This is a genomic window from Streptomyces sp. NPDC057950, assembly GCF_042887295.1.
Lineage (GTDB): Bacteria > Actinomycetota > Actinomycetes > Streptomycetales > Streptomycetaceae > Streptomyces > Streptomyces kaempferi.
On the sequence record NZ_JBHVPP010000004.1, the window covers coordinates 44,880 to 52,978 of the forward strand.

Annotated in this window: 10 protein-coding genes and 1 pseudogene; 2 read left to right on the forward strand and 9 right to left on the reverse strand. The window is 70.8% G+C overall.

What is annotated here, in order from left to right:
* Window positions 1–358 precede the first annotated feature (358 nt).
* Window positions 359–1,168, reverse strand: a complete 810-nt coding sequence (locus tag ACFVTC_RS09140) for a YcnI family protein (RefSeq protein WP_390126192.1) — start codon at window positions 1,166–1,168, stop codon at window positions 359–361.
* Window positions 1,169–1,207: 39 nt separating this feature from the next.
* A complete protein-coding gene (locus ACFVTC_RS09145; RefSeq protein WP_390125603.1) occupies window positions 1,208–1,780 on the reverse strand; it encodes a hypothetical protein in 573 nt (190 codons plus the stop codon).
* Between the two features lie 130 nt (window positions 1,781–1,910).
* Between ACFVTC_RS09145 and ACFVTC_RS09150 the strand changes: the two genes are divergently transcribed.
* Complete coding sequence (locus tag ACFVTC_RS09150; RefSeq protein ID WP_390125606.1) at window positions 1,911–2,870, forward strand: D-2-hydroxyacid dehydrogenase family protein; 960 nt, start codon at window positions 1,911–1,913, stop codon at window positions 2,868–2,870.
* Window positions 2,871–3,133: 263 nt separating this feature from the next.
* Here the strand turns inward: ACFVTC_RS09150 and ACFVTC_RS09155 are convergent, their stop codons facing one another.
* Window positions 3,134–3,739, reverse strand: a complete 606-nt coding sequence (locus ACFVTC_RS09155; protein ID WP_390125608.1) for a DUF2087 domain-containing protein — start codon at window positions 3,737–3,739, stop codon at window positions 3,134–3,136.
* 206 nt (window positions 3,740–3,945) lie between these two features.
* Between ACFVTC_RS09155 and ACFVTC_RS09160 the strand changes: the two genes are divergently transcribed.
* The gene (locus tag ACFVTC_RS09160) at window positions 3,946–4,266 is read left to right on the forward strand and encodes a chaplin (protein WP_390125611.1); all 321 of its coding nucleotides are present in this window, start codon (window positions 3,946–3,948) and stop codon (window positions 4,264–4,266) included.
* 100 nt (window positions 4,267–4,366) lie between these two features.
* On the opposite strand, the gene ACFVTC_RS09165 is transcribed toward ACFVTC_RS09160, so the two are convergent.
* The 6 genes and pseudogenes from ACFVTC_RS09165 to ACFVTC_RS09190 all read right to left on the reverse strand — a co-directional run bounded on the left by ACFVTC_RS09165 (window position 4,367) and on the right by ACFVTC_RS09190 (window position 7,801).
* Complete coding sequence (locus ACFVTC_RS09165) at window positions 4,367–5,233, reverse strand: tyrosinase family protein (protein WP_390125613.1); 867 nt, start codon at window positions 5,231–5,233, stop codon at window positions 4,367–4,369.
* A complete protein-coding gene (locus ACFVTC_RS09170) occupies window positions 5,217–5,642 on the reverse strand; it encodes a tyrosinase family oxidase copper chaperone (protein ID WP_390125616.1) in 426 nt (141 codons plus the stop codon). Before ACFVTC_RS09170 ends, ACFVTC_RS09165 begins: the two co-directional genes overlap by 17 nt.
* Window positions 5,643–5,933: 291 nt before the next feature.
* Window positions 5,934–6,518, reverse strand: coding sequence for a vitamin K epoxide reductase family protein (locus ACFVTC_RS09175; protein ID WP_390125618.1), 585 nt, complete (start codon window positions 6,516–6,518; stop codon window positions 5,934–5,936).
* The gene (locus ACFVTC_RS09180) at window positions 6,518–7,015 is read right to left on the reverse strand and encodes a DUF5949 family protein (RefSeq protein ID WP_390125621.1); all 498 of its coding nucleotides are present in this window, start codon (window positions 7,013–7,015) and stop codon (window positions 6,518–6,520) included. The genes ACFVTC_RS09175 and ACFVTC_RS09180 overlap by 1 nt, the downstream gene beginning before the upstream one ends.
* Window positions 7,016–7,244: 229 nt before the next feature.
* A pseudogene (locus ACFVTC_RS09185) lies at window positions 7,245–7,372 on the reverse strand (chaplin); the annotation flags it as partial.
* A gap of 126 nt (window positions 7,373–7,498) precedes the next feature.
* Window positions 7,499–7,801: a hypothetical protein gene (locus ACFVTC_RS09190; protein ID WP_390125624.1), complete on the reverse strand. Its 303-nt coding sequence runs from the start codon at window positions 7,799–7,801 to the stop codon at window positions 7,499–7,501.
* Between the last annotated feature and the right edge of the window lie 298 nt (window positions 7,802–8,099).

An 8,099-nucleotide genomic window follows, 5' to 3' on the forward strand; every position in this document is an offset into this window, starting at 1 on the left:
CGTCACGGAGAGGTACGGAAATTTCCCACGCCCCGCTCATCCCCCGAGCCAGGCTTCAGTCATGCCGGGGCGATCCGGGCTGGAGAGGCGGTCCTGGATGGGCAGAAGCAGTCCAGGCAGAACCCCGGCGGTCCGGGACGCCCCCGATGATCCGGGTGATCCGGGTGATCCGGGTGATCCGGGTGATCCCGGACGCTCTCGTGTCCCCGAGCGGGCCGCTGTTCCCCTGAGCGGACCTCTGTGATCCTGGGCGTGCCCCGTCACGTGGGCCCCCGCCGTCACGTAGGCGGCCTTCGGCGGTCCGTCGCCCCGTCGGCGGCATGGCGGCCGGCGGGGCGAGGACTGTCCACTCCAGAGGTTACGAACCGGCGTTGCGGCCACGTGCGAGGGCGAACGCGGCCGCGCCCAGGCCGAGGACGCCCACGACCAGCCCGGAGATGCCCAGACCTCGCGCCGTGGAATCACTGCTCGACGCCGAACTCCCGGTGGCGGAGGCCGGAGCCGAACTCGAAGCCGACGACGTGTCAGAGTCCGACCCCGACCCCGAGGCCGAACCCGACCCCGAACCCGAGTCCGCGGACGAGCCCGCACCGGAGTCCGCGCCGGAACCGCTGTCGCCCGCCGCCTTGGCGGTGAGGGCGAGCACCGGTGCCGGGTTCTCCGGCTCCTCGCCGCCCTTCTGCGTCTCCTCGATCCAGCGGGCGACATTGCCGTCCGAGTACGTCTGAAGCGTCTTGAACGCCAACTGGCTCGCGTCATCCGGAAGTTGTCCGAAGGCGACGTCGAAGTCCTGGTACTGGCCGTGCCGGATACGGCCGCCGGTCCAGGTGATCTCCGAGACCGCCTCGGTGATGGTGCCGTCGTCGGTCTTGACGGGGGTCTTGAGCTTCGTGGTCGTCACCTTCGCCGTCCAGCCGCCCTGGGGGGTGACGAGCACTCCGAGGACCGGGTGGTCCGTCGGGAGGAAGACCTGCACCTTCGTGGTGCTGGCGGTGTCCTCCTCGTTGGGGACGCGGAAGGTCAGGACACCGTCCGTGGCTCCCTTGGCGTAGCTCTCGGGGTGGACGGTCACATGCGCGGAGGCGGCACCGGCGGCGGTCAGGATCCCGGCCGCGGTGAGGGTGGTGACGAGGCCGGCGCGGCGCAGGGTGGTGCGCATCGGGGACATCGGGGACATCGGCGGAACTCCGTACTGGTGGGATTGCGGTCAGGGCGCGTAGGACAGCCGCGGCGGCGGTCCTCGGCGTGAGACCGCGTGCCGCAGCAGTACCTGCCGAAGCGGTCCGGGCGCGGCGGCGTCCGGCCGGACCGGGCCGGTCGGCGGTCCCGTCCGCACCCGCCACCAGGCGGCGAGTCCGGGCACCAGCGCGACGGCCCGGCGCAACAGGCACCAGAACGCCGCTTCGCCGCGCCGCAGCCACCAGGTCGCCAGCGCGGCGGCCGCCACATGGGCCGCCGTGGCGTGCGGGGTCATGGCGTGCGCGTGCGGGTGGCCCATGGACATGCCGTGCATGTCCATCGTCATCCGCGGCCGGGCCGCCTCGAACGCGACGTGCAGTCCGGCCTGGGTGGCCAGCATCGCGCCGCCGATCCCGAGGAGTGAGCGTTCGCGCCCGCTCAGCAGGCAGCCGGCCGCGAACACGGCGAGGAATCCCGCACCGTCCGCCCACAGTGGCGGTGCCTCCCCCGAAGCGAGCACGTGACCGCCGGCGGCCAGCAGCACGCACAGCACGGCGAACACCGCCGCGCGCAGGCTCCGTACCTCTGGGGACGCACTCATGAAGCCCAGATACTGCCACGGGGAGCGGACGGCCGTCGTGGCTTCCCCCTCAGCCGCCTCCCGCGGGGGCTCGGCGGCGGCCTCGAACGCCTCTCGGTTAGGCTCCGGTCGAGCCTGGGAGGGACCTGACATGCGACTTCGCTGCGCTGTGCTCGACGACTACCAGCGGGTGGCGACCGAGGTCGTCGACTGGTCGCCGGTCGCGGACGACGTCGAGGTGGTCGGGTTCGGCGAACACCTCGCCGACGAGGACGCGCTGGCCGCCGCGCTCGCGGACTTCGACATCGTGGTGACCCTGCGCGAGCGGGTGCCCTTCCCCGCCTCGTTGCTGGCCCAGCTGCCCCGCCTGAGGCTGCTGGTCGCCTCCGGGATGCGTAACACGGTGATCGACTACGCGGCCGCCGAGGCGCACGGGGTGACCGTGTGCGGCACTCCGAGTTCCTCGACGCCCCCGGTCGAGCTGACGTGGGCGCTGCTGCTGGGCCTCGCGCGGGGTCTCGTCGAGGAGAACGGCGCGTTGCGGGCGGGCGGTTCCTGGCAGAGCACCGTGGGCGCCGATCTGCACGGACGCAGGCTGGGTCTGCTCGGACTCGGGAAGATCGGCGGCAGGGTGGCGCGGGTGGGCCTCGCGTTCGGGATGCGGGTCGGCGCGTGGAGCCGGAACCTCACCGAGGAGCGCGCCGCGGAGGTGGGGGTGGAACGGGCCGCGTCCAAGGAGGAGTTGCTCGCGAGCAGCGACTTCGTCTCCGTACACCTCGCACTGGGTGAGCGCACCCGTGGCCTGGTGGGCGCCGCCGAACTGGCCCTCCTCAAACCGACCGCCTATCTCGTCAACACCTCACGCGCGGCGATCGTCGACCAGGACGCGCTGCTCGCGGCCCTGCGCGACGGGCGGATCGCCGGGGCCGGTGTGGACGTGTTCGATGTGGAGCCCCTCCCCGCCGACCACCCCATGCGCACGGCGCCGCGTCTTCTCGCCACCCCGCATCTGGGCTATGTGTCGCGGGCCAACTACGAGGCGTACTACGGCGGGGCGGTCGAGGACATCCGGGCCTTCCTCGCGGGCAGTCCCGTACGCCTCCTCGGCTGAGGCCGCGGCCACATCGGACCGGACCGGACCGGGCCGAAGGAGCCGGATCGGACCCGGACCGCCGGATCGGACCCGGACCGCCGGCTCGGACCCGGACCGCCGGCTCGGACCCGGACCGGACCCGCACCGCCACCTCGGACCCGGACCGGACCCGCACCGCCACCTCGGACCCGGACCGGATCGGACTCGGACTCGGACTCGGACTCGGACTCGGACTCGGACTCGGACTCGGACTCGGACCGGACCAGACCGGGAGCATCGGTTCAGACCTGTGCGGGCCGCCAGTAGTAGCCGTACTGCCGGTTCAGATGGTGCAGGTCCACGAGGTAGCGCCGCAGGGTCACATGGTCGACCGGCGCGTCCTCGCACCAGGCCCGCAGCTTCTCGTTGACGGTCCGCTCGGGGTACTCGACGCCCGGTTCGAAGGTCTGCTCGGCGATGTGCCGGAGCACGACCAGCTTGCGCTGCCACTGGGCGGGCAGCCGGACCAGGCGTCCGCCGCGTACGAAGGTCCGCAGGACGGCCTCGGTCCGCTCGTCCTCGGAACCGTAGGTCTCGGCGGGTGTCCGTGCGCCGCGTGCGAGCTGCCTGAAGTGGCCGTAGGCGACGGCCAGTCCCCCGTCGTCGGTGATGACGTCCTGACTCAGGAGCCGGCGCAGCGCCGTGGTCGCGTCCCTCAGGGAGAGTCCCGCCCGCTCCATGACCTTCGTGGGCGTGTCCGCGCCGAGGGCCACCGCGGCGAAGGCGCGGACCCGGGTCTCCTCGGCGAACAGCCCGACCAACGGGTCGATCGACGGGTCGATCGACGGATTGGCCGGCGGGTCGGTCGGGGAGTCGGTCGATGGAGAGGCCGACAGGTCGGTAGGCATGCCCGGGAGGCTAGTTGAGGGCACGGTGCGGGCCGTAGTGAATTTCCGCCCGCGACACCGTCCCGGACACGCCCCGGCGGCGAGTGGCCCACACGGGACGGGTGATCCCCCTGGCGTATGCCGTGACCGGCTGTGAGCGGACGCGTTGAAAGGGGAGTGCGGTCGCGTTCGAGCAGCCGCGTTCACCGATTCAAAGGAGAAACGTGATGTCTCGCATCGCGAAGGCAACCGGTGTCGTTCTCGGCACGGGCGCCGTGGTCCTCGGCGGGGCCGGTCTTGCCATGGCGGACGCGGGCGCCCAGGGTGCGGCCGTCGGCTCCCCCGGCGTCCTCTCGGGCAATGTCATCCAGGTCCCCGTCAACGTGCCGGTCAACGTCTGCGGGGACACCATCGACGTCGTCGGTCTGCTGAACCCGGCCTTCGGCGACACCTGCGCCAACGTCGGCGCCCCCACCTCGGTCACCCCGGTCACCCCGGCCACCCCCGGCCCGGGCGGCTACGGCTCCGACTCCGGCTACGGCAACTGACCGTCGTACGCACGAGGAAGGCCCCCGCAGCAGGCGCTGCCGGGGGCCTCGCCACGACACGGGCGGCGCCGCTTCCCACGCGAGCGGGCAGCGGCGGGGGCTACGCGTACCGGTAGATCCGGCTGTGGTCCTCCAGCTCGTCCGGCGTGACGTTCCAGGGAGGCATCCGCTCGTGCCGGGCGACGATCCGTCCGTGCTGGTCGTTGCCGGGGCCCGGCGGCCGGGCGGGCAGGTAGCGGGCACCGCGATGGCGTTGCTGCCAGCGGGACCACTGAAGGTCCACGAAGGCGTGGTGCAGCCAGAAGACGGGATCGTTGACCGAGGCGCCACCGAGCATGGCGCCGCCGACCCAGCGGTGCACCCGGTTGTGGTTGTGCCAGGCCACGCTGCCGGACCCGTGCCCCCATCCTTCGAGCTTGTTGCGGAAGCCCTTGGCGGACGTGGAGTTCCAGGGGGCGCTGTCGTAGACGGGGTCGGCGAGGGCCGAGTCCAGTTCACGCTTCGTGGGCAGCTCGAACGGGTTCTGCCGGCGCCCCAGATCGCGGGTGAGGTAGGCGCCGTCGGTCACCCCCTCCTTGATCGTCCACCTGCCGTGGGCGTAGGCGAAGGGCCCGGTCATGACCTGGCGGTCGGAGCTTCGCCCGTTGCCTCCGAGCAGGTCCGCGGTCCAGGGCACGGAGGACGGCTTCCGCTCCCGCGTCCAGTCCCAGTAGGGCACGCTCACCGCGTTGTCCACGCGGCGCAGCGCCCGCTCCAGCTCCAGCAGGAACCGCCGGTGCCAGGGCAGGAACGAGGGCGCCATATGGGCCGAGCGCAGGCCCCGGTCGCCGTCCGCCACGTAGTACTGGATGTGCATCCGCACGAACTCGTCGTACTCACCCCGGCGTTTGATCTCCAGCATCGCGGCGACGAACCGGCGTCGCTCCGCGCCGGTCAGTTTGCTGACGTTCTTACGCGTGTACGCCATGGTGGCCGCTTCCCTCCGCCTCCATGTCGCGAAGCTGCTCCGAGGGGCCCAGTTCGTCGACGGCAGCACGCGCGGCCGCCAGCGCGGTCGGATACGACTGGTAGTGGTCCACCATGCTCAGATAGCTGCCGTCCGCGCGGCGCATCAGGTGCAGCGGCCGGCCGTCCACGGTGACCTGCCACTCACCGCCGGCGACCGCGGCACGTCCGCCCGCTCCGGTCCTGGCGCCCAGGATGTGACGGCCGTGGTACACCTCGTCGAACGAGAGATCGTCGGGGCCGGGCAGGTGCGGGGGCCAGGACGCGGCGACGACCGGGGCCAGCACCGCGGCGGCCGCCGACACCAGCAGACCGTGCATCACACCCCTCCGGGTCACCGGCACTGTGCTCGACACTCTGCTGACGGACATGGTTCTCTCCTCGGCGGATTCGGTCGGATGAAGCGGCGGTGGCCCACACGGCCCACGGCTCTTGGCGCGGTTACGTTCCCGCGCCCATGCCCAGGCCGGCCTCCGGCGCCGTCTTCAGCGGCGGGGTGAGGACGGCGGCCGCGGCACCGGTCGCGACGGCGGCAGGAGTTCCTCGATCGGTCGGCTTCATCTCAGGTACGGTCCCTTTCCGGATTCGAGGGCTCCGGGCCCGTACCGGGTGACGATCCCGCGGACGCCTTCACCTCGGGATTCCCCCGACGGCCTCAATGGTCAACTCGTCCAGAAATCCCACCAGCGGGTCAGGATCAGCATGCCGATGACGCCGACGTGCAGCAGTGGGAAAACCCAGGTGAATTCGCCCAGGAACCCTCTCAGCCAATGAAGTGCGGGCAGGAAATCATTTCGTACGTTGAATGAGGTCACGTACCAGAACATGAGGATCGTGGCGACCCAGGCCAGGCAGCACCACAGGCACAGCGAGTTGATGCGGTACAGCGACTGGAACTGCAGCCAGGTGCAGAAACCGACGCCGAAGAGGGTGCCGGCGTTGAAGGTCAGCCAGTACCAGCGCGGGAAGGCGGCCCGCGCCAGCAGGCTCACCCCGACGCAGATCACGATGCCGTACGCCACCAGGCCCAGCATCGGGTTGGGGAACCCGAAGGCCGAGGCCTGCTCGCTCTTCATGATGTTGCCGCAGGAGACGACCGGGTTCAGGCTGCACCCCGGCACGAAGTTCGGGTTCTCCAGCAGCTTGAACTTGTCGATCGTGATGACCCACGCGGCGAGCAGACCGGCCGCACCGGTGATCACCAGCAACAGGGCGAGCGCACGGCTGCCCCCCGCTGTCCGGGTCATCAGCCGCGCAGGCTGCGCGCGGGCAGGAGCACGTGCGCCGCGCTGAGCAGGGTTTCCTCGTCACCCGCGAACGCGGTCAGGCTCTCGGGGGCGACGGGCCTGCCCGGCTCCGCCTCGGGCCAGGCCCGGGTGGCGAACAGGAAGTAGGCGTAGCCGCGTTCACCGACCGCCGCGAGCCACTCCGGTGGCACGACGCACTGGGCGTTGAGGTACGGCATGGTGACGACGGCCTGGCCCGCCTCCACGAGAAGGGTCAGCGGCAGGCTCGGCTGCCGGGATCCGTCGAGGAGCGTGTCGCCGATGGGCAGACCGTTGTTGCGCAGCAGTTCCTCGATGGCGATCGTGGAGGCGCCGGGGCCGCCCTCTCCGTCGCCCAGGGAATAGGCGAGGAGATAGGGCATGTCTCCGTCAGGGGCTTCACCGCTGAAGGCCATGACGGCGAGCGTGCCGAGATCGGCGGCCCGGAAAGGACGCGTTTCGCTTGAGGTTGAGGTCACCGCGGAACCTTATCGACGCACCCGAACGGACCTCACGCTTTCTCACTCGACCGGGCGACAAGCGGGTGGGTGACCACACGAAAGAGGGACGCTCCTCGAACACGCCGGGAGCCGTTGTCCATTCGAAAGGGCCGGATCCGCGGGGCACGGAGCCGGCCCTTCCCCGATGCCCCCGATGCGGACGGCCTCCGCCCTCGGCCGCGCGACGTCGGTCGTAACGCGCGGGGTGTCACTGGTCGGCGCAGGTGTTCCCGAACGCCGGATTCAGCAGGCCGCCGACGTCGGCCGTGTTGCAACAGAGGTTCACCGGAACATTCACGGGGCCTGAATGGCGTTACCGGAGGCCGTACCGGGTGACTGCGGTGACGAGAAGGAGAGTGGCCTTCTTGGCGGTGTTCATCGTCCGTCCTTTCCTTGGGGATCTGCGGCAGCCCACGGATACACCCGCGGGCCTTCCGGAAAGGAACGCTCCGAATGAATGGATCAGCCCTGGAGCGGAAGTCCGCCGAGCAGCTGGGCGGGGCCACCGGCCGAGTTGAGCGTCTTCGTCGCGCCGTTCAGGGAGTTGAGGGGCGAGCCCTTTTTCTCGGTGTTGAGCGCGTTCGACTGGTGCTGCAGGGGCTGCACGTCCTTCAGGCTGAGCGAGCGCTGGCTGGTGATGGTCTCCAGGGCGCCGTTGAGGCTGGTGGGCGTGAGGTCGGAGGCCCCGGCGGCAAAGGCGGGCGCGGCGGCACCAGCGATGACCATGGACCCGGCGACGACAGCGGCGGCCTTCAGGGACTTCATCGTGTTCCTTTCGTCGGCGACTCGCGTCACCGGAGGGAGTTCTTCACTGCGCCCTGACTAACGAGCCCCGCACTGTACGGAAACCCCGTGTGCAGAAGATTCCCGCACCCCACCCGAACACCCCACCCCGGGAACGGCGCATCGCATTCTCATACAAGAGCCGCCGATAAACCGCCGACGCGAGAAAACCGTCGTGGCGCCCCGTTGGGGAGGGACCAAAGCGGGGACGCCAGAGCCGCGGCCACAGCCCAACACACCCCGCCCAAGGCGGCCGGGCACACGTGAACCCGCATAAATT

Coding starts and splice junctions, on each gene's coding strand:
- ACFVTC_RS09160 (WP_390125611.1), top strand. CDS start 3,946: ATGTCTCGCATCGCGAAGGCAACCGGTGTCGTTCTCGGCACGGGCGCC.
- ACFVTC_RS09140 (WP_390126192.1), bottom strand. CDS start 1,168: ATGTCCCCGATGCGCACCACCCTGCGCCGCGCCGGCCTCGTCACCACC.
- ACFVTC_RS09170 (WP_390125616.1), bottom strand. CDS start 5,642: ATGTCCGTCAGCAGAGTGTCGAGCACAGTGCCGGTGACCCGGAGGGGT.
- ACFVTC_RS09165 (WP_390125613.1), bottom strand. CDS start 5,233: ATGGCGTACACGCGTAAGAACGTCAGCAAACTGACCGGCGCGGAGCGA.
- ACFVTC_RS09150 (WP_390125606.1), top strand. CDS start 1,911: ATGCGACTTCGCTGCGCTGTGCTCGACGACTACCAGCGGGTGGCGACC.
- ACFVTC_RS09175 (WP_390125618.1), bottom strand. CDS start 6,518: ATGACCCGGACAGCGGGGGGCAGCCGTGCGCTCGCCCTGTTGCTGGTG.
- ACFVTC_RS09155 (WP_390125608.1), bottom strand. CDS start 3,739: ATGCCTACCGACCTGTCGGCCTCTCCATCGACCGACTCCCCGACCGAC.
- ACFVTC_RS09190 (WP_390125624.1), bottom strand. CDS start 7,801: ATGAAGTCCCTGAAGGCCGCCGCTGTCGTCGCCGGGTCCATGGTCATC.
- ACFVTC_RS09145 (WP_390125603.1), bottom strand. CDS start 1,780: ATGAGTGCGTCCCCAGAGGTACGGAGCCTGCGCGCGGCGGTGTTCGCC.